The 25,954-nt window shown below is 71.3% G+C and carries 20 protein-coding genes, 1 tRNA gene and 3 pseudogenes; 7 read left to right on the top strand and 17 right to left on the bottom strand.

From position 1 onward, the window contains the following. Positions 1-187: 187 nt before the first annotated feature. The 4 genes from AC0682_RS15755 to AC0682_RS15740 form a co-directional block, all read right to left on the bottom strand. Positions 188-2,332, bottom strand: a complete 2,145-nt coding sequence (locus AC0682_RS15755) for a LamG-like jellyroll fold domain-containing protein (protein WP_478533333.1) — start codon at positions 2,330-2,332, stop codon at positions 188-190. A gap of 193 nt (positions 2,333-2,525) precedes the next feature. Further along, a complete protein-coding gene (locus AC0682_RS15750) occupies positions 2,526-3,185 on the bottom strand; it encodes a DUF5063 domain-containing protein (RefSeq protein ID WP_478533332.1) in 660 nt (219 codons plus the stop codon). Between the two features lie 92 nt (positions 3,186-3,277). Further along, on the bottom strand, positions 3,278-3,877 hold the full coding sequence (gene recR, locus AC0682_RS15745) for a recombination mediator RecR (protein WP_478533331.1): 600 nt from the start codon (positions 3,875-3,877) through the stop codon (positions 3,278-3,280). Positions 3,878-3,978: 101 nt separating this feature from the next. Then, entirely contained in the window at positions 3,979-4,320 is a 342-nt protein-coding gene (locus AC0682_RS15740; RefSeq protein ID WP_125616319.1) for a YbaB/EbfC family nucleoid-associated protein, read from the bottom strand. 340 nt (positions 4,321-4,660) lie between these two features. On the opposite strand from AC0682_RS15740, the gene AC0682_RS15735 reads away from it, so the two are divergent. Continuing rightward, a complete protein-coding gene (locus AC0682_RS15735; RefSeq protein WP_478533329.1) occupies positions 4,661-5,590 on the top strand; it encodes an SLATT domain-containing protein in 930 nt (309 codons plus the stop codon). 337 nt (positions 5,591-5,927) lie between these two features. Here the strand turns inward: AC0682_RS15735 and AC0682_RS15730 are convergent, their stop codons facing one another. The 3 genes from AC0682_RS15730 to AC0682_RS15720 form a co-directional block, all read right to left on the bottom strand. After that, entirely contained in the window at positions 5,928-6,578 is a 651-nt protein-coding gene (locus AC0682_RS15730; protein ID WP_478533328.1) for a hypothetical protein, read from the bottom strand. Between the two features lie 115 nt (positions 6,579-6,693). After that, complete coding sequence (locus AC0682_RS15725; RefSeq protein WP_478533326.1) at positions 6,694-7,386, bottom strand: GntR family transcriptional regulator; 693 nt, start codon at positions 7,384-7,386, stop codon at positions 6,694-6,696. A gap of 140 nt (positions 7,387-7,526) precedes the next feature. Then, the gene (locus tag AC0682_RS15720; protein WP_478533325.1) at positions 7,527-8,900 is read right to left on the bottom strand and encodes an aminotransferase class III-fold pyridoxal phosphate-dependent enzyme; all 1,374 of its coding nucleotides are present in this window, start codon (positions 8,898-8,900) and stop codon (positions 7,527-7,529) included. A gap of 249 nt (positions 8,901-9,149) precedes the next feature. Between AC0682_RS15720 and AC0682_RS15715 the strand changes: the two genes are divergently transcribed. Continuing rightward, positions 9,150-10,976 carry a serine/threonine-protein kinase gene (locus tag AC0682_RS15715; RefSeq protein ID WP_478533324.1) on the top strand — a complete coding sequence of 609 codons (1,827 nt, stop codon included), beginning with the start codon at positions 9,150-9,152 and terminating at the stop codon, positions 10,974-10,976. A 770-nt stretch (positions 10,977-11,746) separates the two neighbouring features. Then, on the top strand, positions 11,747-12,976 hold the full coding sequence (locus AC0682_RS15710) for a damage-control phosphatase ARMT1 family protein (protein WP_478533387.1): 1,230 nt from the start codon (positions 11,747-11,749) through the stop codon (positions 12,974-12,976). A gap of 1,007 nt (positions 12,977-13,983) precedes the next feature. Here the strand turns inward: AC0682_RS15710 and AC0682_RS15705 are convergent. The 4 genes from AC0682_RS15705 to AC0682_RS15690 form a co-directional block, all read right to left on the bottom strand. Next, on the bottom strand, positions 13,984-14,370 hold the full coding sequence (locus AC0682_RS15705) for a hypothetical protein (protein ID WP_478533323.1): 387 nt from the start codon (positions 14,368-14,370) through the stop codon (positions 13,984-13,986). A 7-nt stretch (positions 14,371-14,377) separates the two neighbouring features. Beyond that, entirely contained in the window at positions 14,378-14,956 is a 579-nt protein-coding gene (locus tag AC0682_RS15700; protein ID WP_478533321.1) for a hypothetical protein, read from the bottom strand. A 144-nt stretch (positions 14,957-15,100) separates the two neighbouring features. Beyond that, positions 15,101-15,574, bottom strand: coding sequence for a flavodoxin family protein (locus AC0682_RS15695; RefSeq protein ID WP_478533320.1), 474 nt, complete (start codon positions 15,572-15,574; stop codon positions 15,101-15,103). A 512-nt stretch (positions 15,575-16,086) separates the two neighbouring features. Beyond that, positions 16,087-16,293 carry a hypothetical protein gene (locus AC0682_RS15690; protein ID WP_478533319.1) on the bottom strand — a complete coding sequence of 69 codons (207 nt, stop codon included), beginning with the start codon at positions 16,291-16,293 and terminating at the stop codon, positions 16,087-16,089. Positions 16,294-16,320: 27 nt separating this feature from the next. Here AC0682_RS15690 and AC0682_RS15685 point away from each other — a divergent pair. Continuing rightward, positions 16,321-17,070 (top strand): annotated as a pseudogene (locus tag AC0682_RS15685) (class I tRNA ligase family protein); the annotation flags it as partial. A gap of 42 nt (positions 17,071-17,112) precedes the next feature. Here AC0682_RS15685 and AC0682_RS15680 read toward each other — a convergent pair. From AC0682_RS15680 to AC0682_RS15670, 3 genes are all read right to left on the bottom strand, one after another. Beyond that, positions 17,113-18,513, bottom strand: coding sequence for an MGMT family protein (locus tag AC0682_RS15680; RefSeq protein WP_478533317.1), 1,401 nt, complete (start codon positions 18,511-18,513; stop codon positions 17,113-17,115). Positions 18,514-18,742: 229 nt separating this feature from the next. Next, a tRNA-Pro gene (locus tag AC0682_RS15675) sits at positions 18,743-18,816 on the bottom strand. 90 nt (positions 18,817-18,906) lie between these two features. Further along, a complete protein-coding gene (locus AC0682_RS15670) occupies positions 18,907-19,845 on the bottom strand; it encodes a metallophosphoesterase (RefSeq protein ID WP_254812255.1) in 939 nt (312 codons plus the stop codon). A gap of 79 nt (positions 19,846-19,924) precedes the next feature. On the opposite strand from AC0682_RS15670, the gene AC0682_RS15665 reads away from it, so the two are divergent. Then, positions 19,925-20,389, top strand: a complete 465-nt coding sequence (locus tag AC0682_RS15665; RefSeq protein ID WP_478533316.1) for a GatB/YqeY domain-containing protein — start codon at positions 19,925-19,927, stop codon at positions 20,387-20,389. A 163-nt stretch (positions 20,390-20,552) separates the two neighbouring features. Here the strand turns inward: AC0682_RS15665 and AC0682_RS15660 are convergent, their stop codons facing one another. After that, entirely contained in the window at positions 20,553-22,820 is a 2,268-nt protein-coding gene (locus AC0682_RS15660) for a transglycosylase domain-containing protein (RefSeq protein ID WP_478533315.1), read from the bottom strand. Between the two features lie 751 nt (positions 22,821-23,571). Here AC0682_RS15660 and AC0682_RS15655 point away from each other — a divergent pair. Continuing rightward, positions 23,572-23,922, top strand: a complete 351-nt coding sequence (locus AC0682_RS15655; RefSeq protein WP_018489477.1) for a WhiB family transcriptional regulator — start codon at positions 23,572-23,574, stop codon at positions 23,920-23,922. Between the two features lie 165 nt (positions 23,923-24,087). Here AC0682_RS15655 and bagB read toward each other — a convergent pair whose 3' ends face one another. Continuing rightward, positions 24,088-25,542 carry an ATPase BagB gene (gene bagB, locus AC0682_RS15650; RefSeq protein WP_478533313.1) on the bottom strand — a complete coding sequence of 485 codons (1,455 nt, stop codon included), beginning with the start codon at positions 25,540-25,542 and terminating at the stop codon, positions 24,088-24,090. Then, a pseudogene (locus AC0682_RS15645) lies at positions 25,539-25,811 on the bottom strand (ATPase); the annotation flags it as partial. The pseudogene AC0682_RS15645 and the gene bagB, both read right to left, overlap by 4 nt. Before the next feature lie 57 nt (positions 25,812-25,868). Between AC0682_RS15645 and AC0682_RS15640 the strand changes: the two are divergent. Further along, positions 25,869-25,954, top strand: a pseudogene (locus AC0682_RS15640) (methylmalonyl-CoA epimerase); the annotation flags it as partial.

Genomic DNA, 25,954 nt, shown 5'->3' with positions numbered 1-25,954 from the left:
CTCCTCCCCTCCAGGGGAGGCGGGGGGAGGGGGGGGGGAATGGAGCGGTTCAGGGGGGTTGGGGTCTGCGGTTGGTGTCGCCACAACCACCCCTGTGCACCCCCCCCCCCCCGGCCGGGGGCGGCGGGGCGGCGGTGGCTTCCGACGGCGGTGGCTTCCGACGGCGGTCAGCGACGACGGCCGACGATCAGGGGCTGGTAGCCCGCAGGTACGGCAGTTGGCGGATCTCCTCCTCGGACAGCGCCCCCTCGTAGGCGAACACGCTGTCCACCGCACCGTGCAGATACTCGCCCCACCCGTCCGCGGTACGGCCCCGGCCGATCTGGAGCCCGCCCGTGCTCTTCCAGGCCGCGGCGAAGTCCGCCGTGCCGCCCTCCTCGTACTTCACCCCGTCCAGATAGAAGGACACCTGCTTGACGGAGGCGTCATAGACGACGGTCACCCGGTGGCCCGCCCCCCAGTTGCCGTCCGGCGACTCGATCCGCCGCAGCACGGTCTGCGGCGCGCCAGGTGCGTCGGCGTGCGACATCACCAGGTCCCAGCTGGAGTTCTCCGGGTCGAAGCGCACCTTGAAGGCGTCGCCGTGCTCGCCGCCCTGGGAGATCGCGGTCATCGGCGTCGCCGGCTCGTCGTCGGTGAGCCGGACCCGGGCGCTGACGGTGAAGCTCCCCGAGGTGTCGACCACAGGCGCGTCCGTGGCCGCGTGGCCCGAGACGCCATCGAGGCGGAGGTGGCCGTCGCCGTCCATCTCCAGCGGCATGTCATGGCCGCACTCCAGGTCCAGCGGGTCGCACGGGTCGTCGAGGCGGTAGAGCGAGGCGCCGGGGCCCAGCTTCAGCGGTGCGCCGCCGCCCTCCTCCGGAGCGAGGCCGTCCGGCGCGGTGTCGAGCGCCCAGTGGCCGAGCCGCCGCGCGGCACGGGTGGCGAGGTCCTTCACCTCGGAGGCCACGACGATCCGGTCGTACACCCGTACGTCACCGATCTCGCCCTGCCAGCGGTCCCGGTAGCCCTGCGCGCCGCGCGCCCGGCCGATCTGGAAGGAGCCCTCGCCCGCCACGGGGGTGACGGCCGTCTCCTCGCCGACGGCGCGGCCGTTCACGTACAGCCGTGCTGTGCCGGTCCCCGCGTCGTACTGCCCCAGCACATAGGCCCACTCGCCGACGGCGGGCAGACCGCCGGAGACACGGGCTCCGCCGACGGTGAAGGACCAGACGGGGGCGGCCCCGGCCTGGGTCAGGCCCAGGGTGAAGGCGCGTGCCGTGCCCGCGTCCTGCGAGAGGACCGTACGGGTGCCGTCCACGCGCGCCGGGCGAACCCAGCCGCCCACGGCGAAGTCCTTCCCGGTGCCGGTGACGACCGGGGTCCCCGGGGTCAGGAAGCCGTGACCCGATCCGTCGAGCGAGGCGGTGGAGGTGAGCGGGGTGCCGGAGGGCGCGGGCGCGCCGAAGGCGACCCCCGCGCCGGCGCGGGCGGCGGTACCGGTCTCCGCGGCGGCCCGGCGGGAGCCCGCCGCGTCGGTGAGCTTCCACTGCGCCACCGGGGCGGGGCCGGACCCGATCCGGAAGGTGTAGTCGCTCCTCGGGCCGCGGTTGCCCGCGCGGTCCTGCGCCTGTACGGAGAGGACCTGGACGCCGGACTGCTGCGGGACGAAGCTGATCTCGGCCGCCCCGTCGGCACCGGCCGCGACGGTCTTCGAGGGGCCGCCGATGAAGGAGTAGCTGTAGGCGACGACGTCGTCGGCCTGTGCCGTGAAACGGAACGTCCCCCGGACACCGGTCCCCGGCGTCCAGGTGTCGTCGTCCGGGTAGTCGGAGGAGGTGACGACCGGGGCGTCGGGCGCCGTGCGATCGTAGACGAACTCGCAGGGCGTGCCCGCCCCTTCGCTGCTCCAGGCCGATGCCCCGGCGTCGTTGACGGCGCGCACCCGCCAGGCGATGACGGTCTCCTCGGGGATGGTGCTGGGCAACTGCCAGCTGAACGGGGCGGTGTCGTGCTTGGTCGTGGTGGTGAGGGTCACGCGCTCCTCGGCGCCGCCCTCGCCCTGCCACCACGCCTCGAACTCGCCCTGGACCCGGCTCGCTTCATCCGGCTGTCCGCCGCCGGGGCCGTACAGCCGCGCGGACAGCTGCGGCACGGACCGCACATAGGCCCGCTCGTCACCGGAGACGCACGGTGCGCCGCCCGTCCCCAGGTCGGCGGTGAGCGGCTGTTTCGGCAGGAGTGTGCCGGACGCCGCGGCCAGTACGGTGCCCGGCGTCGCCAGCACCGTCCCGGCGGCGACCACGGCGATCGCGGCCGCCCGTCTCGCCCGTCCCTGTCCCGTACGTCCCATCACGCGCTGTCCCCTCCCCGGTGCCACCCCCGATGATCACGGGGCAGGTGGAGGCTAACAGGGGTGTGCGGGAGCCGCCGCCGAGTTTCCTCGGCCTGGCGACCGGGCCGAAACCGGCCCCGGGCAGGCGTGGACCTGGTACCGGCACCGGACAGGCATGAACCCGGAACCGGCTGATTCACCGGCGTACCGGCTACTTCACCGGCCGCAGCCCCAATGGCCCCGCGATCTCCTCCAGCATCACGCGGCCCGCCTCCTCGGCGAGGTCCTCCTCGCCCGGGTCCTGGTCGGTGTCCAGGCCGTCGAGCTCTTCCAGGGGCTGGCCGAGGCGGATGTGGGCGACCAGGGACTGGAGGGCGCGGAGGGCGGCGGAGGCGGTGGAGCCCCAGTTGGAGAAGTAGGAGAACTGCCACCACCACAGCGCCTCGGCCGTGCGGTCCGCCTCGTAGTGGGCGAGGCCGTGGGAGAGGTCGGTGACCAGGTCGGCCAGGTCGTCGGAGATGCGGTGCGGGACCGGGGCCTTGCGGGGCTCGTACGGGTCGAAGACCTCGGAGTAGACGTCGATCGGCTCCAGCAGGGCGGCGAACCGCTCGCGCAGGCCGTCCGCGTCCGGCTCGGCGCCGAGGTCCGGTTCGTACCGCTCGTCGGGGAGGACGTCCTCGTACGCACCGAGGCGGCCGCCCGCGAGCAGGAGCTGCGAAACCTGGAGCAGCAGGACCGGAACGGCCTCTTCCGGCTCCTCCACCTTGGAGACCTCGGTGACCGCGACGATGAACGTCTTGATCTGGTCCGCGATCTGGACGGCGAAGTCGCCCGGGTCCTGCGTGACGGAGTTCAGCGTGGCGTCAGACATCGTGGGGACCTCCCGTGGGCGCGGTCACAGACGGTGAAGCGGACGACGTTGCGGGGGAGCGCCGGGGGAGGGCGGCACGTACGGCTCCGGTCTCAGACATCGAGCAGCCGCCTCCCCTCGAACGCGCGGCCCAGCGTGACCTCGTCGGCGTACTCCAGATCGCCGCCGACCGGCAGACCGCTGGCCAGCCGGGTCACCCTGAGGCCCATCGGCTTGACCATCCGCGCCAGGTACGTCGCGGTGGCCTCGCCCTCCAGATTGGGGTCGGTCGCGAGGATCAGCTCCGTGATGGAGCCGTCCGCGAGCCGGGCCAGCAGCTCACGGATGCGCAGGTCGTCCGGGCCGACGCCCTCGATGGGGCTGATCGCCCCGCCCAGGACGTGGTAACGGCCGCGGAACTCACGCGTCCGCTCGATCGCCACGACGTCCTTCGGCTCCTCGACCACACAGATGACGCTCGGGTCGCGGCGCTGGTCCCGGCAGATCCCGCACTGCTCCTGCTGGGCGACGTTGCCGCACACCGCGCAGAACCGGACCTTGTCCTTGACCTCCAGGAGGGCATGGGCCAGACGGCGCACGTCGGTGGGTTCGGCCTGCAGGACGTGGAAGGCGATCCGCTGCGCGCTCTTGGGACCGACGCCGGGCAGCCTGCCCAGTTCGTCGATGAGGTCCTGAACCACGCCTTCGTACAACGGAACGCCTTTCTTTCCTTTGCTCTCCGCTCCGTACCGTAGTGGGTACGGGGCGGTACCAATAGGCCCCCGGCGTCAGCTCCGGGCGGCTACCGGCGGTGTCAGAACGGCAGGCCCGGGATCGAGCCGCCGCCCAGGCCCTGGGCCAGCGGGCCGAGCTTCTCCTGCTGCAGCGCCTGCGCGTTCTCGTTGGCCGCCTGGACGGCCGCCACCACGAGATCGGCGAGCGTCTCGGTGTCCTCCGGGTCCACCGCCTTCGGATCGATCACCAGGGCCCGCAGCTCGCCGGAGCCGGTCACGGTGGCCTTGACGAGGCCTCCGCCTGCCTGGCCGTCCACCTCGGTCCGCGCCAGCTCCTCCTGGGCGGCGGCGAGGTCCTGCTGCATCTTCTGGGCCTGCTGGAGCAACTGCTGCATGTTGGGCTGGCCACCACCGGGAATCACGGTCACTCCTGGCATTTCGACGACAGATGTTTCGGTAAGCCGAGCCTACGTGCTCCCCGGTCACCGCGCTCCACCCGCCGGGAACGGACGGGGGCCAACTCTTTCGGGTGAGGTTCGTCAACCGTCGCGGAGGGTCCTATACCTGACCAGCGGCCCCATGCAGATGGGAATCCCTCGATTTCGGCATCACAGCCCACCATTCGGCGGTAGGAAGGGCGTGCACATCGATACGCGTGCGCGCATGTTTGGTGACACACAGTTACTCAGGGGGAGTCCCGCGCGCCTTCCGTCCGCGTTCTCCCCGCCCGTCAGAGTGCACAGAGTGCAGAGGAGTGCCCCGGTGAGTCAGCCGGAGATGCAGCCCGAGGGGCCGCCCCGCAAGGAGTCCGGCGCGGGTTCCGGTGAGAGCCGAGTGGATTGTTCCGCTTCTGGTTCAGGGATCGCGGGAGCCGCAGGGCCCGGCGCCGTCGGAGGCGCGGGAGGGGCCGCCGGGGCCGGCGGGCGCGGCGGCCGCGGCGGCCGCGCGGTGGGCAGCGGCGGGTCCCGGGGCCGGGGCGAGCCGGAGGGTGACGGCGGGTCCGGCGGGCGGGACCTGACCGGGCGGCCCTTCCCCCTCGGCGACTGGGGCGAGCCCGCCGAGCGGCTCGACGAGCTGTACCGCTGGGTCGAGTCCGGCGCCCTCGCGACGGCCGACTGGTATCTGGCGGACCGGGTGTGGAAGCGCCGGGGGGCCCGGGCCCTGCGGTGGGGCACGGCCGCCGGGGTCGTCGCGGGGACCGCGCTGCCGCTGCTCGACCTGACCGGGACGCTCAGCGGGTCGGCGGGGTGGGGGTATCTGTCGCTCCTGCTGGGCGCGGCCTGCATGGCCTGCGACCGGTACTTCGGACTGACCTCCGGCTGGATAAGGAACCTCGCCACGGCCCAGGCCGTGCAGCGGCGGCTCCAAGTACTCCAGTTCGACTGGGCCTCGGAGTGCGTACGGGAGACCCTCGGCCCGACCGAGGGGACCGCCAGCGAGGCGGCGGAGCGGTGCCTGGGGGTGCTGCGGCGGTTCTCCGAGGACATCACGGAGCTGGTGCGGTCGGAGACGGCGGACTGGATGGTGGAGTTCCGGGCGGGGCCCGCGCCCATGGGGACGCAGGCGCTGGTCTCCGGCAGTGCGGGAGGGCGGGCCGAGCCGGGGGTGCTGCCGGGGCGGTTCTCGATGCCGTCCGTGGCGGCCCGGCCGAACATGCCCCGGCAGCGGCCCCCGGAGGCGCCGCCGCGATAGTCGGGCCGGGGCTGGCGGTGGTGCGGGGTCGCACCGCCGGGCCCCGCGTCCTCGGGCGCCGGAAGGCCGGGGGCGTCCGGACGGGCTGAGGGGGCGTCCGGACGGGCTGGAGCCGACCCCCGGGGCGGCCCGGCAGGCGCGGGAGCCGCCCCGTGAGGGGTTCCGTCCCCCAGCGCCGGGCGGGCCGGCCTGTGCGGACGGGCGCGCCCGGTTGCGCGGGCGGGCGCGCCTGGTGTGCGCGGGCGGAATGGACCTGGTGGTGCGGATGGGGTGGTCCTGGTGGTGCGGGCGGGGCGGTCCTGGTTGCGCGGACGGGGTGGGAAGCCCGAGGGCGCGTTCAGCTGAAGATGATCATGGAGCCTTGGGCCAGGGAGCGGGTTGCTGCCGCGTGCAGGCCCAGCCAGACGTGGCGTTCCCTCGCGAACGGGCTGTCGTCGTACGGAACCGGGCTCGCCGGTTCCTCCAGGGTCGTGGGGCCCGGGGGCGGCTGCGGGGCGGCCGGGGGGTTGGCCGGGTCGATGCCGATGGTCGGGGCCACGTACTCCAGCTCCCGCAGCAGGCCGTGCGCGGAGCCCAGAGGGCCGCCGCCCGCCAGCAGGGCGTCGTTCGAGAGCGGGGCCGGGAAGTCGACCGGGACGTACGCCCCCGCGTGGTCGTAGTGCCAGACCAGGTGCGACTGCTGGGCCGTCTGCTCGAACATCTCCAGCAGTTGTTCGTAGTCACCGCCGAGGCCCTCGACCGGGGTGACGGCCAGACCGCTCAGCTGGAGCAGGTAGGCGCGGCGCAGATAGTGCAGGGCGTCGTAGTCGAAACCCGCCACCGGGGCCACGTCCCCGTTGAGGCCGGGCATGTAGGCGAAGACGGGGACGGACGGCAGGCCCGCGTCGTTCAGCGCCTGGTCGTAGACGGCGATCTCTTCGGCGAAGGGGTTGTCGGGGCTGTGGCACAGCACATCGACGAGGGGGACCAGCCACAGGTCACAGGCCACGAAGTCTCGCTCTCCAACGGGTTCGGCGATCGTCGGAACAGCGTAATGCGAGGTGAACCCCGCGCACAGGGCCCCGGCAGCGCGCGGGCGGCCGCGACGCCGACGTGAGCGGGCGCTACTCCGGGGCCGGGCTCCGCGCCTCCTGGGCCTCCAGGTGGTCCGCCCAGGCCAGGGCGTGCGCGTAGTAGTCCTGCATCACGGCGAGCACCCGTGCCTCGTCGCGGGCCGCGATCGCCTCGACCAGCTCCTCGTGGCCGAACCACAGCACGTGCTCGTCCGCGTGCTCGCCGCGCAGCCGGTGGACGGTGAACACCCAGGCCTGGACGCGGAGTTTGGTGAGGAAGGCGCTGATGTACGGGTTGAGGACGAAGGCCCCCAGCTCCCGCCAGAAGCGGAGGTCGTACCCGATCAGTACATCGAGATCGCCGCCCTTCGCCGCGCGGACGGCCTCCGACGCCCGGCGGCGGATCGCGGCGAGCGCCTCGGCCCGGACGGCGACCTGGTCGGCCGGGGAGCGGAAGATGCCCTCGACGACGAGGCAGCGGGCCTCCACCATCGCCCGGTAGTCCCGGATCGTGAACTCGTGGACCTGGAAGCCGCGGTGCTGGTCGGAGGAGAGCAGGCCCTGCGCGGAGAGGTCGAACAGCGCCTCGCGGACGGGGGTCGCGGAGACCCCGTACTGCTCCGCGATCTGCTTGACGGTGAACGCCCGGCCCGGACGGAGCCGCCCGGCCAGCACCTCGTCGCGCAGCGCGTCGGCGATCTGCTGGCGCAGCGTACTGCGGGTCACACCTCCGCTCGGCCCCATGGGCGGCCCTTCCCGTTCATCAGCCGTGCCCGGCCGTCCTCGGCCGTTTTTCGGCTCGGGTCACCTTAAGGCAGCACCCCCGCCGTGCCCGGTCTCGGGCAGGACGGGGGCGCCGGCGGTGCGGGAGAGTGCCCGTACGGCTACACCGTGTGCTCGTCGGCCACCGCGAGCGCGATGTCCAGGGCCGCCAGCCCCTCCTTCGCCTCGGCCTCGGTGACGTTGCAGGCGGGGACGGCGTGGGTGCGGTTCATGGTGATGAACGGCCAGAGCCCCTGCTTCTTCGCTGCCGCCCCGAAGGCCGCCATCGGGGCGTTCGCCTCGCCCGAGGCGTTGTACGGGACGAGTGGCTCGCGGGTCTCCCGGTTCCGCACCAACTCCAGCGCCCAGAAAGCGCCGAGGCCGCGCACTTCGCCCACCGAGGGGTGGCGTTCGGCCAGTTCGCGCAGGCCGGGGCCGAGGACGGTCTCCCCGATCCGGGCCGCGTTCTCGACGACCCCCTCGTCCTCCATGACCCCGATCGTGGCGACGGCGGCGGCGCAGGCGAGCGGGTGGCCGGAGTAGGTGAGGCCGCCGGGGTAGGGGCGGGTCTCGAAGGTCGCGGCGATCTCCGCGCTGATGGCGACGCCGCCGAGGGGTACGTAACCGGAGTTGACGCCCTTCGCGAAGGTCAGCAGGTCCGGTACGACGCCGAAGTGGTCGGCGGCGAACCAGGCGCCGGTACGCCCGAATCCGGCCATCACCTCGTCGAGCACGAGGACGATCCCGTACCGGTCGCAGATCTCGCGCACGCCCGCCAGATAGCCGGGGGGAGGCGTCATGATGCCGGCCGTGCCGGGGACGGTCTCCAGGATGATCGCGGCGACGGTCGCCGGGCCCTCGAAGGCGATCGTGTCCTGGAGGTGCTGGAGCGCGCGGGCGCACTCCTCCGCCTCGGTTTCGGAGTAGAACGGCGAGCGGTAGAGGAACGGCGCCCAGAAGTGGACCACTCCGGCCGAACCACTGTCGGAGGGCCAGCGGCGCGGGTCGCCGGTGAGGTTGATCGCGGTGGAGGTGGCGCCGTGGTAGGAGCGGTAGGCGGAGAGCACCTTCGGGCGCCCGGTGTGCAGCCGGGCCATGCGGATGGCGTTCTCGACGGCCTCGGCCCCGCCGTTGGTGAAGAAGATCTTGTCCAGGTCGCCCGGGGTGCGCTCGGCGATGAGGCGTGCGGCCTCGGAGCGCGCCTCGATGGCGAACGCGGGCGCGAACGTGGCGAGCCTGCCCGCCTGCTCCTGGATCGCGGCGACCACGGTGGGATGCTGGTAGCCGATGTTGGTGTAGACGAGCCCGCTGGTGAAGTCCAGATAGCGGTTGCCGTCGTAGTCCCAGAAGTAGGCCCCCTCGGCGCCCGCCACGGCGAGCGGGTCGATGAGGCCCTGGGCGGACCAGGAGTGGAACACGTGCGCGCGGTCCGCGGCCTTCACGGCCGCACCGGCCGCGGGGTCGGCGTACGGGGCATGAGGGGCATGAGGGGTCATGCGGGGAGCGTAGGTGCTGGTGGGGGCGGTCTCCATGGCCATGTTGTACGGCGTTGGGCGCGCGGGTCGGCAGGGTGTCGGGTCCCAGGCGTCCACGCCGACGGGGAGAGCGGGCGCACCACCGCCTTCCACGCCGGACGGGCTGGGCAGGCGCGCCGGACCCGTCCGGGCAGGGGCCGTTCTCGTACGAGGGACAGGCCCCCGCCGGGCGGCGCTATCCTCGTGCGGTCGCAGGGGGAGGAAGCGCACATGGACAAGCTCGGGCCCGACGACCCGCACCGCATAGGCGCCTACCGCCTCCTGGGCCGCCTGGGCGAAGGCGGCATGGGCCAGGTCTTCCTCGCCCGCTCCGACCGGGGCCGCACCGTCGCCCTCAAGCTCGTCCGCCGCGAACTCGCGGAGCAGCCCGAGTTCCGCGCCCGCTTCCGGCAGGAGGTCCGGGCCGCACACCAGGTCGGCGGCGCCTGGACCGCCCCGGTCCTGGACTCCGACACCGAGGCCCCGGTCCCCTGGGTCGCCACCGGTTATGTCGCCGGCCCCTCCCTCCACCGCATCGTCTCCGGCCGCCCCGGCGCGCCCCTCACCGACGCGGGCGCGTACGGCCCCCTGCCGCTGCGCTCCGTCCAGCTCCTCGGCTCCGGGCTCGCCCACGCCCTCCAGCACATCCACCGCGCCGGGCTCATCCACCGCGACCTGAAGCCGTCCAACGTGCTGCTCACCATCGACGGCCCCCGGGTCATCGACTTCGGCATCGCCCGTGCCCTGGAGCCCCTGGCCGACGGCGACCTCACCCGCACCGGGGCGATGATCGGCTCGCCCGGCTTCATGGCCCCGGAGCAGGTGCGCGGCGAGCGGGTGACACCGGCGTGTGACGTGTTCTGCCTCGGCTCCGTGCTCGCGTACGCGGCGACCGGCCGCTTCCCCTTCGGTACGGCCGAGAGCGGCGGGGCGCACGCCCTGATGTTCCGGATCGCCCAGGAGGACCCGGACCTGACCGGCGTCCCGGCGGAGCTGGCCGACGTCGTACGGGAGTGCCTGGCCAAGGACCCGGCCGCCCGGCCCACCCCCGGCGAGCTGCTGGCCCGGCTGGGCGATGCGGAGCCGGACGAACCCTGGCTCCCCGCCTCCCTCATAGCCCAACTCGGCCGACACGCGGTGGGGTTGCTCGACGCGGAGGACCCGGAGCAGCCGACACCCCCCGCCGCTCCCCCCTCCTCCGTCCACGCGCTCCCCACCCAGGCCGCCCCCGTCCCGGCCCCGGCTCCCCCGGTCGCACCGACACCCCCCGCCGCTCCCCCCTCCCCCGTCCACGCGCTCCCCACCCAGGCCGCCCCCGTCCCGGCCCCGGCTCCCCCGGTCGCACCGGCCACGCCCGCCGCTCTCCCGCCCGCCCCGGCGGCGCCCCCGTACGCGGGAGCGCACCACCCCCCGTACGGGCACGGCTACGACCCCGGGCCCTCCTACACCACCCCTCTCCCGCCCACGTACTTCACCCCGGCGACCGCCCCCGCGCCTGTGCGCCGCTCCACCGGGGCGACCGTCGCGCTCGTCGCGGTCGCACTCGTCGTGGCGATCGGGGCGGGCGGGTCCGTGTACGCGTTCATCAACCACCAGGACGCCGACACCCCCACGCCCGGCCCGTCCGCCTCCTCCACCGAGGGCTCCGCCGGGACCTCCACCGGCCCCTCCGGCGATCCGGCCGGCACCCGAGACGAGGGGGCCGTCCCCGAGGGCTACCTCGGCACCTGGACCGCCTCCCTCCCCGGCGAACGGGGGTCATCCAGCCGCAGGCTGACCATCCGTCAAGGTGCGGTCGGAGGCCAGGTCCTCTCCCTCACCGCCGAAGGCCCCCTGGCTCTCGGTGCCACGTACTACTGCGAGTTCACCGCCTCCCTGGCCGCCCGGCCCGCCGCCGACGAACCGGTCCTCATCGGGCCGTCCACCGTCTCCGTGGGCCGCCCGGCCTCCTCCTGCTCTCCGGGGAAGCCCACCGAGCTGACCCTTCTCCCGGACGGCACCCTGCGCCGGGCGACGACGGGGTCGGGCGAGAGCCTGACCTACACCAGGGCGGAGTGAGGGGCGGGCGCTCCACCGGACGGCGCTCGCAGCCAGGTGACCAGGAGCCCCCAGCGGGGGCCCGAGCCCCCACAGCACGGCGGCCCGGCGAGCAGCGCCCTGGAGACCGAGCCGCACGGCGTGCGCCGGTCGGCTCGACCCGATCGCCTGACCGTCCGAAGCCCTGCCAGGGTTTCGGAGAGCAGACTGCCGAGCCGCGGCGGGCAGCGGGCTGCCGTGGTGTCGCACTCGCGATGCGGAACCGCCGTCGGCCAGTCCGCGGGTGTGCCCTCGGTCAGACCTGGCCGGGATGGCCCAGGTGTCGCATCCGTGCTGAACTCCCGTCGTGGTGAAGGCCCTACGCCGCTGGTCAGACCGCCCTACGCTGTTACCGTCGCGGGTGTGGGTCGAAGGAGCTTCGGTGGCCACAGTGCAGCGCTGGACCGGACGGGAGGCACGCTCTGCGGCTCGCGACGCGTCGGAGCGTGCGTGGCTTCGCGTCCTACCTCGGCGTCAGCGACCGGGGGGTGTCCGACGGGGAGGCCCAGGGCGAGGAGATCGTCGTCGCGCCGGACTCCCAGGTGTTGCTCGGCGTTGGAACGGAGCGAAGCGGAGGTGCGGCAGCGCTTCTGGGACTCCGTCGGCGTTCCAACGCCCTCGGCCTCGCCGACACCAGCCCCCTGCCTCCCGATACCCGTTCCGGAGCCCGGCTTGGTGCACAGGTCAGAAGATCTCGAAGGCTCGTATCCGTACTCCGGGAAGCGTCGCAGGAAACGAAGGGCTTGGACACCATGACAGAGAAGACCTCCCGCGCCTCGGGTGAAGAGGCGGCCAATACCGCCACATCGGCCGCCGCGTCGAATGCTCCGGTCATCCTGGGCAACGAGCCCGGTTCGTTCGCCTGGGGTGTGCTGGCCAAGCGCCACCCTGCTCTTGTCCAGCAGGTGCGAGACGCGTTCCCGTACAGCCGACGCCAGCACGAGGCCCTCGACGCCTTGCTGGACGAGATCACCAACGGTGTTGTCGAACCACTGGCCCCCGCGGAACGCGACCACGAGCTCTGGGCGGTCTCGGGGCAGGAGCACTTCGGCCGCTCCTGGCACGACGCCCCGTTCCTGTGGGCGGAGAGCTACTTCTACCGAAGGCTCCTCGGTGCGGTCGGGTACTTCAGTACCGGCCCATGGCAGGGAGTCGACCCGTTCGCGCCGTTCAAGGAGGCCGAACTGGAAGGCGACGCGGTGGAAGAGGAGCTGCGCGCCCTGGACGCGCTCGCGAACGCGTCGGCCGAGGAGCGGGCCACGGCCCTGCTCCACGCCTCCCTCTGGGGCAACCGCGCGGACCTCGGCTTCCGCGTCGCGGCAGGGGGGCCGGAGGTCGGAGATGCCGCCGCCCCCGCGTTGGTCGCCGACGACAGCGCCCTGCTGTGGCGGCTTCTGCCGGTCGGAGCGGGCTCTACGGTCGCCGTGGTGGCGGACAACGCGGGTCGAGAGCTGATCCCCGACCTGATCCTCATCGACCACCTCCTCGAACAGCGGCACGCCGACCGGGTCGTGCTTCACGTGAAGCCCTACCCCTACTACGTCTCCGACGCGATGACGGCTGACGTCGTCGACTGCCTTCGTCGCCTCGTCGAGGCGCCCGGTGAAGCCGGCAGGATCGGCGGCCGGCTGTGGAAGGCCATGGCGGCGGGAAACCTGGAGGTGCGCGCCCACTGGTTCTTCTGCGCTCCGCAGCCGTACGGGGAGATGCCGGAGGACCTGCGCGGCGAGTTCGAGAGCGCCGCGCTCACCATCCTGAAGGGCGACCTCAACTACCGTCGCCTGGTGGGCGACCAGTTGTGGCACGCCACGGCGTCCTTCGCCGATCTCACCACGTACTTCCCGGGGGCCGTCGCAGCGCTCCGGACCCTGAAGTCCGACGTCATTGTCGGCCTGGAAGAGGGAACGGTGGCCGCTCTCGAGCGGTCCGGGGACGCCTGGCGTACCAGTGGCACTCACGCGCTGATTCAGGTGCGGAGGTAGGGCGGGTAGGCGGCCCCCGAGTGGCCCTCTTCCCGAACGCCACCAGCCCGGACGGGGCCACCGCCGCAGGCCGCTGCGCTCAGCTCTCCGTCCAGCCTGCGCGCCGAGTCGCCCATGTGGATCGTGAACGTACCCGCGGAACGACGGGAACGCGCCCGTGGCTCCCGGCGCTGCCGACCCCGGTGGAAACAGTGGACGGTTGTACCGGAGCGCGATGGGCTGGACGCCACCTCGCAGGATGCGCCTGTGCGGGTGGACTGCCCATGACCCCGTCCGCCACCGGCTGGTCCGCCCAGGGCGCCCGCCATCGCTCACCCCGTCCCCGTCACCGGAGGACCCTGGCCCGGCGTCCCCGTGCGGGGGCGCGGTGCCGCCGGCAGAGCTGCGGAGTGCTGGCTCCCGATCAAAGACCGGCTCACCCGCCACGGACACCGCACGCGCATGGACGAGCTCGGCACCCCGAAGGTGTAGATGGACGACCGCATGAGCCACGAGGCCATCTGCCGGCCCGGTACAGCTACGTCACCGACACCATGCGCGCCACGCTCGTGACCCAGCTCACGGAGGTCTGGGAGGAGTCCCTCGACGCGCGACTCCCGCTCGCCCCACGCTCCTCCGTGCCGGTCCTCGACCGGCTGTTGCAGCAACGCGCCTCCGAAGCACAGGTCTGCCGACCAAGATCACACCCGGCTGACACCCCACATCCGAAACGCAACGCGAACAGGGCCGGTCTCCCCGAAGGGAGACCGGCCCTGACCTGGTGTTTCAGCTGTCGGGGGGGGCGGGATTTGAACCCGCGACCTCTACGTCCCGAATGAGGTTCGGCAGGGCTCGCGGCCTGGCCATTTTGGCAACAGCGCAGGTCAGCGGCTTGGTATGCGTGGGGCTGCGTCGGTCTGGGGAGGCGGTTGGGAGGAGATCGTCTCCCAGAATTCTCCCAGGGCGGCTCTTCTGCTCCCGCCGCTTCCTCCGGACCGGGCGTTGCAGGTGCACCCGTTGCCACGCTGTCAGCCGGACTCCGGGAGCGCCCCCGGCACCTCCAGATCGAGCTCGCAGGGGTACTCCCGCCCCTCCCGCAGGAAGGTGAGGCGGACGGTGAGCACGCGAGCCGACGGAGCGACGGCGGGTTGCCCCGTGATCGTGCCGTCCGTGTGGCCGCCGTCCTCGCTCAGGCCGTACGCCCCGCCCCAGTCCGTGTACTCGTTGCCGACGTCGTCGCGGGCCTCCAGCGCGAGCAGGACAGGCGACTCGCCTTCGTCTCCCTGGGGGAGCGGCGGCGTGACCGTGTAGCGGAGGGTGAACGAGTCCCCCTCCAGCGACAGGCCGTGGACGACGAGTTCGCGGCGGCCGTCGAGGATACGGGCGGTGGGGCGGGGTGTACGGCTGCTGTTCATGAGGTGCTCACGCGCTTCCGGGCTTCGGGACCTGGCAGGTGATGTAACGGTCGGCGGCGGAGTTGGGCTTGGAGCCCTTCAGGAACCAGTAGAAGGTCAGCTTGTTGCCGGTGGCGATGGTGCCGGAGCCGCCGCCGACGTGCTGGTACTTGTTCATGCTGCCGTGGAAGTTGTACGTGCTGATCGCCGTGTGCGGGCCGTACGGCGGGTTGACGGCCTTGCCGTTGACGTACGCGTACGGCATCGTCACCGTGACCGTCGGACCGAGGTTCGCGCGGGCCGTGTTGGACAGCTTGAAGCCCCAGGCGAGGGTGCCGCCCGACGCGCGCTGGAAGGTGACGGTGGACACGGCGTGCGTCCAGGTGCCGGTGCACAGCTTGTTCGCCGGCGTCCGGGCGTGGACCTCTTCGGCGCGCTCGCGGGCCAGCTTCTCGACGGTCGCCGCGTCCTTCGGCGTGGTCTGCGTGAGGAACGCGCCGCCGTTGTCGGATGGCCCGTCCGCCGCGGTGGCGGAGGCGGGCGCGGTCGCAGTGGTGAGCAGGGCGGCGCACAGGACGGTCGCCGCGGCCAGCTTCCTCTTGTTCAAGGAATCCCCCTGCAGGACGAGTGCCACGACAGCGGTGGGTCAGAACGCTCTTCACGTGGCGTTACGGGAGCAATCGTGCCGTGTTGATCACTGGGCGGGCAACGGGTGTTGCGTATGTGTCCCGTCAAAAGGATGTACGGGTCGTCAGGCCGCTGGCTCTCGCCCGTCCCGCAGCCGCTCAGCGAACGATCGCGCGGCGGCCAGGTCCCCGGCGTTCGGGCGCTCCTTGTTGATGCCTCCGACGAGCTTGAAGGGCCCCATGGTGTCCAACGCTCGGCACGAGAAGGTCCCAGCCACCTCGAAGCCCTTGCCTTCCAGGAGCTTGACCAGAGGACCGGTGAAAGGCACCGGCGGAATCTCGGGGAGCCCGCTGGTGGCGAACACGAACGCCCGGCCCCTCCCGGTGGGCGGCAGTGCCGTGACGAGGTCGGTCAGGCGGGGGTGGAGCCTCTGATAGAAGATGCCTGAGCCGAATCCCACGAGGTCGGCGCTGGCCAGCTCCGCCGGGTCGGCCTGCTCGGGAGAGACGACCTTCGCCACCAGCACCTGGGCCATGCTGTCGGCGACACGACGCGTATTGCCGTGCGACACGGAGGCGCACACGATGACGGCCTTCATCCTCACGATCCCTTCTCTCGGCTTCCGTAATAGGGACACCGCAGCCGCGTCAGATGTGACACCACGCGAGTGGGACGGCAGACACACCCACATGGGGGCAGCGAAAGGCGCCGACCACACCACTGCAGTTCGTGATCTTGCTGGTCAGGGCCATGCGAAGACGGTGCGGCCACGGTTGGTCCTAACGCCCCACCAGCGTGCCGTACCTGCTGAACTCCGCCGATCAGTGACCGCCGCCGGCAGGTCGGCTGTGGGGCGGCGCACCCGCCAGCAGTGCTCCTCGGGTGCGCCTCTACAGATGGCCCAGGATCACTCTCGCAGTCCCTTGTCGCCAGCGCGTGGCCAGTAGGGGAGCTCGTCAGGGTGCGTGCGAAGCCTCGCTTGGCGCCACGCCTCGTCATGCGTCAGCAGTCTGCCGTGACGGAGTCTGAGCCCGACCGCACGCAGGCTGGTGATCGGAGAAAGAACCGCGCGGAGGACGTTCAGCTTCATCAGTCGCCCGTTCATCGGGCTCAGGCCAGCGCGCCGTCGCCGAACTCATCAGGATTCATGAACAACCGAAGTGCTCCCTTGAGAGCCTCGATGGCGGAGCTCTGACGCATCGCGAGCGCTTCCACTTGCGCCAGGCGCAACTCGGCCGCTTCCGCTCGGCGATCCGATTCCGCCTTCGCCTTCTCCAGCTTCTCGTATTTGGCAACGGCCTTTGCGGACATGTCCACGCCGCCACCTCGGGGCGGCGTCGGTAGCCGTGGAAGAAGGTCGATGTCGTCAAGGGCTTCAACTGGCTGACCTATTGCGGCGGTAAGTTCTCCACCTCCCAGAAGCGAGGCGTCTTCACCGACGCGGCCCTGGAGATCCTGCCCGGCGACTACTGGCGCTACTTCCTGATCGCCAACGCCCCCGAGTCGGATGACTCCTCCTTCACCTGGGAGCACTTCGCGGCTACGGTCAACAAGGACCTGGCCGACACCCTCGGCAACTTCGTCAACCGCGTGTTGTCCTTCTCCCGCAAGCGCTTCGGCGACGAGGTCCCGGCCGGTCGTGCCGCCGGCGAGGCGGAGGCGAAGCTGGGCGAGGAGATCGCACGGCTGCTCGGCGAGTACGAGGAGCAGATGGAGGCGCTCCAGTTCCGCAAGGCCGCCGCCGCTCTGCGCGCCCTGTGGTCCGCGGGCAACTCCTACCTGGAGGAGAAGGCCCCCTGGCTGGAGATCAAGACCGACCCGGACGGCGCGGCCCTGACGCTGCGCACGGCGATGAACCTGATCCACCTGTACGCGGTCGTCTCCGAGCCGTTCATCCCGGCCTCGGCCGCCGCCATGCGCGGTGCCTTCGCCCTGGAGAGCGACACCGCGACCTGGGTGACCGCCGAGCAGGTCAAGTCCCTGGACGCTGTCCCGGCTGGCACCCCGTTCACCGTGCTGCCGGTGCTCTTCGCGAAGATCACGGAGGAGGATCTGGAGTCCTACCGCGAGCGCTTCGGCGGCGCTGACGCCTGAGCCAGGGACCGGTCACGATGGGCTGAGGGCTTCGAAGGGCTCTCAGCCGTCGAGGAGTTGCCGGAGCTCGTCCTCGTGCAGGCGCTGGTCAGGGTCGGCGGATTCTCCGTTGAAGCGCACGCCTTCCCCGATCAGGACGGTCGCGGCAGTGTCCGTGCGCGAGGGGTCGGGCCATTGGAAGCCGGGGCTGACCTTCCCGGCGGCCGTGAGGACGCGCCAGGGGTTGGGGCATCGACCACAGGTGCCGAGGTGCTGACCTATGGGGACAGCATGGCTCCCGACCACCGCCGCCAGGTCGCCGTAGGTGGTCCACCGCCCAGCCGGGACACCGCTCAGCAGAGTGTGCAGCCCGGTCCAGTCCTTGCGAGTGCCGCTGAGCTGCCTGGCCAGACCGGTCAGGTCGGACCCTGCCAGCGTGGCCCATTCCCCAGGGTCGACGCCGTCGGGCACGTGGGTGGTGTCCACGTCCCACCACGTCGTTCCCTGTACGACGTCCAGGCTCCGACCGGTCACGCTCGTGAAGATGTGCTTGGCCAGCCCGGTAGGGGAGTATGAATCTCCGTCCGCGTTCCAGACCAGTGGCTTCTCGGTGTCATTGGTCCAGGTGACAGTCCCCCGGTCGGCGTCCTGCGCCACCCAGGACCGGATCTCGGCGCGGATGGCCTCCGTCACACCGTGACGTGGTGTCATCAGCAGCCTCGTCCCGTCGGGCAGCAGGCCCGCACCGACGAGCACGTGGACGGCGTTGCGTGAACGCGAGCGTTCCTGCAGCTTCTTGGCCGCCGCCTCGCCTTCGACCCGGGCCGGGGTGAGCGTGAACTCCTCGACCTCCGGGGTCGGGTAGACCTTGGTGAACCCGGCGACGAGGTGTCCTTCCACCCGCCACAGGCCGACCTGGACGAGGTCGATGTCGATGCCCATCTCCGACAGCCAGACCACGGAGTGGGTGACCTGCTTGGGGAAGTCGGCGGCGATGATCACCTGCCGGGGTCGCTGGAGCAACGCTGGGCTCCACTCGCCGTCCACGTGGTCGAGCAGCCGCTGCTTGCACGCGTCGATGTCGAGGGTTTGCCCCCTGCGGGACAGGAAGTCACGGTGTGCCTGGGTGAGGGTGTCGAGGTCGAAGCGGGACACCAGGGCGGCGTAGGTGATCGCCTGGAGGTGCACGTCCCGATCGGCCGTCCCCCGCTTCAGCTCGACCACGACGAGGCGTCCGGTCGCGTCCAGCCCCAGCACATCCAGCCGGTCGCGGGCCGGCACCCCGTCGGTGTCAGCCCACCGGTCGTACTCCGCGGTGATCACGAGCGCCGACTCCCCGAGTACCTGGGGATGGGCGATCACCCACTCCTGGAGGTGCTGCCGCTCCAGCAGGCTCTCGGCGGCGAGCCCGGTGCGCGATATCGGCGTGGCCGTCCGCCCGTCGACGGTGAAGAGATGATCCACGGTGCCCCCTCGTGCGCCCGGCGCGGTGCGTCGGACGCCCAGAGCGTACGCGGACGGGACCGCCCCCGGGAGCTGTCTCGCCGAATCATCGAAACGCCGAACCACTTCGGGAGCCGATGGGAGCCGGGTTCCGAGATTGGCTCCCAAACGGCTCCCAAGACGCCCCCGGAAACCACTCAGGGGCCCGACCCGCTAAGCGGATCAGGCCCCTGACCTGGTGTTTCAGCTGTCGGGGTGGCGGGATTTGAACCCACGACCTCTTCGTCCCGAACGAAGCGCGCTGCCAAGCTGCGCTACACCCCGATGCCCACCGGTCTCCCGGCGACATCGATTACTTTAGCCCACCTGCGGCCGGAGGCGAAATCCGCTTTCTTCGGCCCTGGCCCCGGCCTCTCAGTCCCGCCCCACCAGCGTCAGCAGCGTGGCCTCCGGGGGGCAGGCGAAGCGGACCGGGGTGTAGCGGTTGGTGCCGCAGCCTGCGGAGACGTGGAGATAGGCGCGGTGGGCGCCCGCTGTGTGGGTGGACAGGCCCTTGACCCGGTCGGTGTCCAGGTCGCAGTTGGTGACCAGGGCCCCGTAGAAGGGGATGCACAGCTGGCCGCCGTGGGTGTGGCCCGCGAGGATCAGGGGGTAGCCGTCGGCCGTGAAGGCGTCCAAGGAGCGCAGGTACGGGGCGTGGACCACGCCGATGGAGAGGTCGGCGCCGGTCGTGGGGCCGCCCTGGACCTCCGCGTACCGGTCCCGCTTGATGTGCGGGTCGTCCAGGCCGGTGAAGGCGATCTCCAGGCCGTCCAGCTTGAGCCGACCCCGGGTGTTCGACAGGTTCAGCCAGCCGGCCTCGTCGAAGGCGTCCCGCATCGGCTCCCACGGGTTGTGGACGGCGCCGACCACGGGCTCGTTGCCGTTCAGGCCGTGCTTGCCCTGGACCTTCTCCAGGAGGTAGCGGCCGGGGTTGCGCAGCCTCGGCCCGTAGTAGTCGTTGGAGCCGAAGACGTACACCCCCGGGAACTCCATCAGCGGGCCGAGCGCGTCCAGCACCTCAGGTACGGCGTCCGGGTCGGAGAGGTTGTCGCCGGTGTTGACGACGAAGTCGGGGCGCAGGCCCGCGAGGGACTGGAGCCAGGCCCGCTTCTTGCGCTGGCCGCTCACCATGTGGATGTCGGACACCTGGAGGACGCGCAACGGACGTGCCCCGTGCGGGAGTACGGGAACGGTCACCCGCCGCAGGCGGAACGAGCGGGCCTCGAACCCGGCGGCGTAGGCGAGTCCGACGGCACCGACCGCTGCGCCGACTGCCGTGACTTTCAGGGGTACTCCGTAGCGTGCGCGCATGCGTCCATCGTCGCAGACACCGTGCGACGAGCGGAAAACCGGAGGGCGGCGGGCGCCCCGCACCTGTCACAATCACGGCATGACCACGCTCAAGTCCAAGCTCAAGGAAGACCTCCACACGGCCATGAAGGCGCGTGACGAGCTGACCTCGTCCACCCTTCGGCTCACCCTCACCGCGATCACGAAGGAAGAGGTCAGCGGCACGTCGGCGCGTGAGCTCTCCGACGACGAGGTGCAGAAGGTGATCGCCAAGGAGGCGAAGAAGCGCCGTGAGGCGGCCGAGGCGTTCGCCCAGGGTGGCCGGGCCGAGCAGGCGGAGCGGGAGAAGGCGGAGGGCGAGCTGCTGGAGCAGTACCTGCCCAAGCAGCTCACCGACGACGAGCTGGACGCGATCGTGGCGTCCGCCGTCGAGGAGGCCAAGGCCGCCGGGGCCGAAGGGCCGCGTGCCATGGGTGCCGTCATGAAGATCGTCAACCCCAAGGTGGCCGGTCTCGCCGAGGGCGGCCGCGTCGCCGCCGCGGTGAAGAAGCTCCTCGCGGGCTGAGTCCGTCGCGAAGGCCGAGCCTGCCGAGGAAGGCTGCTGAGCCCCTCAAGGAACGCCGAGCCCGCGGGCCTGCTCAGGAAGAGAGCTGAAGAGGCTGCGAAAAGGGGGCGCCCTGGTCCTTCGACCGGGGCGCCCCCTCGTACGTACGTCTGCCGTCTGCGTCTCAGGGGCCGGACCTGCCGCCGCCCCGCTGGTCCTGGTCCTCGCCGCCGCCGGGTCCGCCGATCAGGCCGGGCGGGAGCTGGATGCCGGGTGTCCGGTCGCGGCCGGGCTTGCCGTCCTCGCGGTCGTCGCCACCACGGCCACCGTCACGGTCGCCGCCGCGGTCGCGGTCCTCCTTCTCCTTGTCCTCCTTCGTCTTCGCCCGGGGGACGGAGACGGGGTTGAACGACGGAGTCTCGGCGGCGTCGAGCGCGCCGGTCATGGCGATCTTCCAGATCGGGCCGGGGAGGCAGCCGCCGCAGACCTTCGGGTAGTACTGGCCGCCGATGGTGACGTTGAACATCGAGCTCTTCTCGCCGATGTCGTCGCCGACCCACACCGCGGTCGAGAGGTTCGGCGTGTACCCGACGAACCAGGCGTCCTTGCGGTCGTTCGTCGTACCCGTCTTGCCCGCGTTGTCACGGTCGCTCAGCCCCGCCTGCGTACCGGTGCCGTCCTCCACCACGCCCTTGAGCATCTGGTTGATGGTGTCCGCCGTGTGCTCGCTCATCGCCCGCGAGCACTTCGACCGGGGGACCTTGACCTTCTTGCCGTTCGGGTCGGTGATCGACTCGATGGCGATCGGCGTGCAGTACGTGCCCCGGTTGGCGAACGCGGCGTACGCGGCGGCCATGGAGAGCGGGGTGCTGACCTCACTGCCGAGGGTGATCGAGGGCGCTTCCACGATCTTCTTGCCGTCGCCGCGCTCGTACCCGACCTTCTTCGCCATCTCCACGGTCTCGCAGAGGCCGGCCTTCTGCTCCAGCAGCGCGAAGTAGGTGTTGATGGACTTGCCGAGCGCGCTGGTCATGTCCCAGGAGCCCGTCTCGGACTCCAGCTCGTTCTGCAGGGGCCACTTCGCGTAGCCCGCGGGGGAGCCGGAGCAGTTGCGGAAGTCCTTCTCCTCGAGCGTGATCTTCCAGTCCGTCGAGAACGAGGTCGCGGGGCCGATGCCCTTCTCCAGCGCCGCCGCCGCGGTGAACGGCTTGAACGTCGAGCCGACCTGGAAGCCGTACGTGCTGCCGCCCATCTTGTTGCTGACGGCGAGGTTGAGCACGGTCTCGTTCTGCTTCTGGTCCAGGCCGTACGGGCGGGACTGACCCATCGAGAGGATCTTGCCGCTACCCGGCTGCACCTGGACCACGGAGGCCGCGAACTTGTCGTCCTTGTTCACCCGCGCGGTCGCGGCCTGGTTGGCGGCCTGCTGGGCGCGCGGGTCGAGCGTGGTCCTGATGGTGAGCCCGCCGAGGTTCCAGAGCTTGGAGCGCTCCTCCTCGGTCTTGCCGAAGGCCGGGTCGGTCAGGATCGTCTTGCGCACGTAGTCGCAGAAGAACCCGGAACCGCTGACGGCCGTGATGCAGCCGTTCTTCGGCTTGCTGACCTTCAGCTTGATCGGGGTCTCCATGGCCTTGTCGGCCTCGGCCTGCGTGATGGCGCCGGTGGCGGCCATCCGGGCCAGCACGGTGTTGCGGCGCTTGGTGGCCTCTTCCGTGTCGTTGACCGGGTCGTAGCGGGTCGGTGACTGGACGATGCCGGCGAGCAGCGCGGCCTCCTCCAGCTTCAGGTCTTTGGCGCGCTTGGAGAAGTAGCGCTGGGAGGCGGCCTCGACGCCGTACGCCTGCTGCCCGAAGAACGTGATGTTGAGGTAGTTCTCCAGGATCTTCTTCTTGCCGAGTTCCTCCTCGACCTGGATCGCGTACTTCAGCTCGCGGACCTTGCGGCCGATCGTCTGCTGGGTGGCCTGCGCGACCTTCTCCTGGTCGTCGCCCGCCTCCTCGACGAACACGTTCTTCACGTACTGCTGGGTGAGGGTCGACGCGCCCTGCGCGGTCCCGCCCGTCTGTACGTTGCGGTTCATCGCGCGCAGGATGCCCTTGAGGTCGATCGCCCCGTGCTCGTAGAAGCGGGAGTCCTCGATCGCGATGATCGCGTCCTGCATGTAGGGGGAGATGTCCTTCAGGGGGACCACGGTCCGGTCGCGGGAGTAGACCGTCGCGATCGCACCGCCGTCGCGGTCCAGGATCGTGGTCCGCTGGCTGAGCGGCGGAGTCTTCAGATTGGAGGGGATCTCGTCGAACCCTTCGACCGTCCCCTTGGCGGCGAGCCCCAACGCTCCGGCTGCGGGCAGCGCGATGCCTGCCAGGACAGCTCCGGAGAGCGCGGCGACACCGAGGAACTTGGCGGCCTGCTGGGTCGTGGTGAGACCCCCGCCCGAGCGCTTCTTTGGCATGAGGGCAGCCTAATCCGTAGTGATGAGCGTTCTGTAGGAACGGGGGGCCCTCGGAGCGTTCGCGTACCAGACCGTGACATCCGGCGGCGGCATCCGGCAGTGACGTCGGGCGGTGTCTGTACGGCAGTGACGTCGGGCGGCGTCTGTACGGCAACGTCTGTACGGCAGTGACGTCGGGCGGCGTCTGTACGGCAACGTCTGTACGGCAGTGACGTGAGGCGGCGTCTGTACGGCGGCGTCCGTACGGCGAGGACGCCCGGCGGGAACAACCCCACGGCGGTGCGGCGCGATGACGGCATGGCGAGCACGGCAGGCGCCCCCCTCCTTGTGCCGACGTTGTCATTCGCCGGACAGGCGCACAGGCCTTGGCCTAAGCTGCTCTCAACTGTCACAGCAGTCCGGTTCCGTATCAACCCCCCTGCAACCTCATGCACCTCTTCTGGTCATTCTTCTCCCGGCCGACGCACAGGTGAATCGCACATCGCGGCGCTCCCGAAAACGCCCCGTGTGTCACTGAACGCCCGTTGCCATTCGGGTGTACTGTCCCGATTTCGCGGCGTTAGTCGTGCATGTCTTCCCATCACTCCCCTGGGTGATCTGCCGCATACGCATAGTCCGTTCGGACCATTCAAGATTGGGCCCGAAGGGGGTGTTGTGCTGTCCCCGCCTTCCGTAACGTCCTCAACTGGCAGCGGTGAATATGCCGCTACCGCCGTGGGGGAGCCTCGATTCGGGAGAGGACGGCGCCGGCATGGGCTGGGTAACCGACTGGAGTGCGCAGGCAGCCTGCCGCACTACTGATCCGGATGAACTGTTCGTACAAGGGGCAGCGCAGAACAGGGCCAAGGCGGTGTGCACCGGATGCCCGGTGCGTACCGAGTGCCTGGCCGACGCGCTGGACAATCGCGTCGAGTTCGGCGTGTGGGGCGGAATGACGGAGCGGGAGCGCCGCGCACTGCTGCGCCGTCGGCCCACCGTCACGTCCTGGCGCCGTCTGCTGGAGACCGCACGCAGTGAGTACGAGCGGTCCACCGGCATGCTGCCCGCGGTGATCGGGCTGGAGGACGACGAGCTTCAGGAGACGTACGCCGCGGTGGGCTGAGGGCTGTTCCGTCGTCCCCGGCGGCTCACGCAGCGGAGCGACGGGAGTGCGCCCGACGGCCTGTCGGCTCGGCGGCGTGTCGGCTCGGCGGGCAGGCGGCTTCGGAAAGCAGGCAGCGCGGGCAGGGATGTCAGCTGATCAGCGGTGCTGCGGGAGTGCGGGAGTCTATGCCGCACCGGCCGGAGCCGGGGAGGAGCCGGTCGCCAGGCGGTCGCCGATGGCCCGTAGCCCGTCCAGGTCGTGCACATCGCCCGGCAGCGCGGCCACCGCCGTCACCGGAACCTCGGGGTGCAGCTCCGTGAAGCGGTCGCGGGTGTGCTGCTCGCGCGCGACCACCTGCATGCGCTCGGCGTGCAGACGCAGCAGACCTGCCGTCAGTTCGTCGATGTCCAGCGGGGCTTCGGCGGGCTCGTCGGTGCCGCCACGGGTGGCGGAGCCGTCGTCCGTCGTCCTCTCGGCGTCCTCTGTGCTCTTCGTGTGCTTCGTCTCGGACGTGTTCTCGTGGTCGTGCTGGTGCCCGCGCCCGGGCTCGGGGGAGAGCGGTGTGCCGGCTTCGGGGTGGGTGGCCGTGGGGGCGGGAGTCTCCCGGTCACCAAGGCCAGCTTTCCCGGTCGCCTGATCCACAATGCGGGCGTCGTCAAGATTTTCTGCGGCGCTCAGCGCCTGCTCGGCGGAGAGCCGGGAGGCCTCGCTGCCGTGCGCCCGGTTGAGGACGAGACCGGCCAGCGGCATGTCCTCCGCAGCCAGCCGCTCCACGAAGTACGCGGCCTCGCGCAGCGCGTCCCGCTCCGGGGTCGCGACCACGAGGAACGCCGTACCGGCGTCCTGGAGCAGCTTGTACGTGGCGTCCGCGCGGCTGCGGAAGCCGCCGAACATGGTGTCCATCGCGGCGACGAACGTCTGCACGTCCCGCAGGAACTGGCCGCCGAGCAGCTTGCCCAGCGTCCCGGTCATCATCGACATACCGACATTGAGGAACTTCATCCCGGCCCGGCCGCCCACCTTCGCGGGCGCCATCAGCAGCCGGATGAACTTCCCGTCCAGGAACGAGCCGAGCCGCTTCGGCGCGTCCAGGAAGTCCAGCGCCGAGCGCGAGGGAGGGGTGTCGACGATGATCAGGTCCCACTCGTCGCGCGCCCGCAGCTGCCCGAGCTTCTCCATCGCCATGTACTCCTGCGTACCGGCGAACCCGGCCGACAGGGACTGGTAGAAGGGGTTCTCCAGGATCGCGCGGGCCCTCTCGGCGTCCGCGTGCGCCTCGACGGTCTCGTCGAAGGTCCGCTTCATGTCCAGCATCATGGCGTGCAGCTCGCCCTCGCCCGCGATGCCGTCGACCCGGCGCGGGACGTTGTCCAGCTGGTCGACGCCCATGGACTGGGCGAGTCGGCGGGCCGGGTCGATGGTGAGGACGACGACCTTCCGGCCGCGCTCGGCCGCCCGTACACCGAGAGCGGCTGCCGTCGTGGTCTTGCCGACACCGCCGGAGCCGCAGCAGACGATGATCCGGATCCCCGGGTCGTCGAGCAGCGCGTCGGTGTCCAGCCTGGGAGATCCCCCCGTGGCTGTCTCTCTGCCCGCGTCCGGTCCCGCCCCCGTGCCGCTGCTCACGCCCGTACTCATGAATCCGCCCCTTCCCCAACGCCCCCCGGGCTGCCCACGCCCTGTTTGCGGAGCTCCGTGGCCAGGTCGTGCAGGGCGGCGAGGTCCACCCCGTCGCCGGTCAGCGGCAGTTCGGCGGCCGGCAGGCCGAGGCCGGCCAGTACGGCACGCTGCTCGCGCTCCAGGCCGACGCGCTGGGCATGTTCGGACGCCTGCTCGATCAGCGGCCGTACGAGGGCGGCGGAGCCGGTCACCCCGGCGCGGGTCAGCGCCTTGGCGATCTCCTTGGGGGGGGGGGGGGGGGGGGGGGGGGGGGGGGGGTGGGGGAGGAGGGGGGGGGGGGGGGGGGGGGGGCTTCGTACCTCAAGCTCCTGGAGCCCAACCGGGAGGACTCCGCAGTGGGCAAGTGGCTGGCGAAGAACGGGGAAGGCGT

Source organism: Streptomyces sp. NPDC043746 (assembly GCF_056436485.1).
Note: the sequence above shows the minus strand (reverse complement) of the source record. Positions and strands in the feature narration are given on the sequence as shown.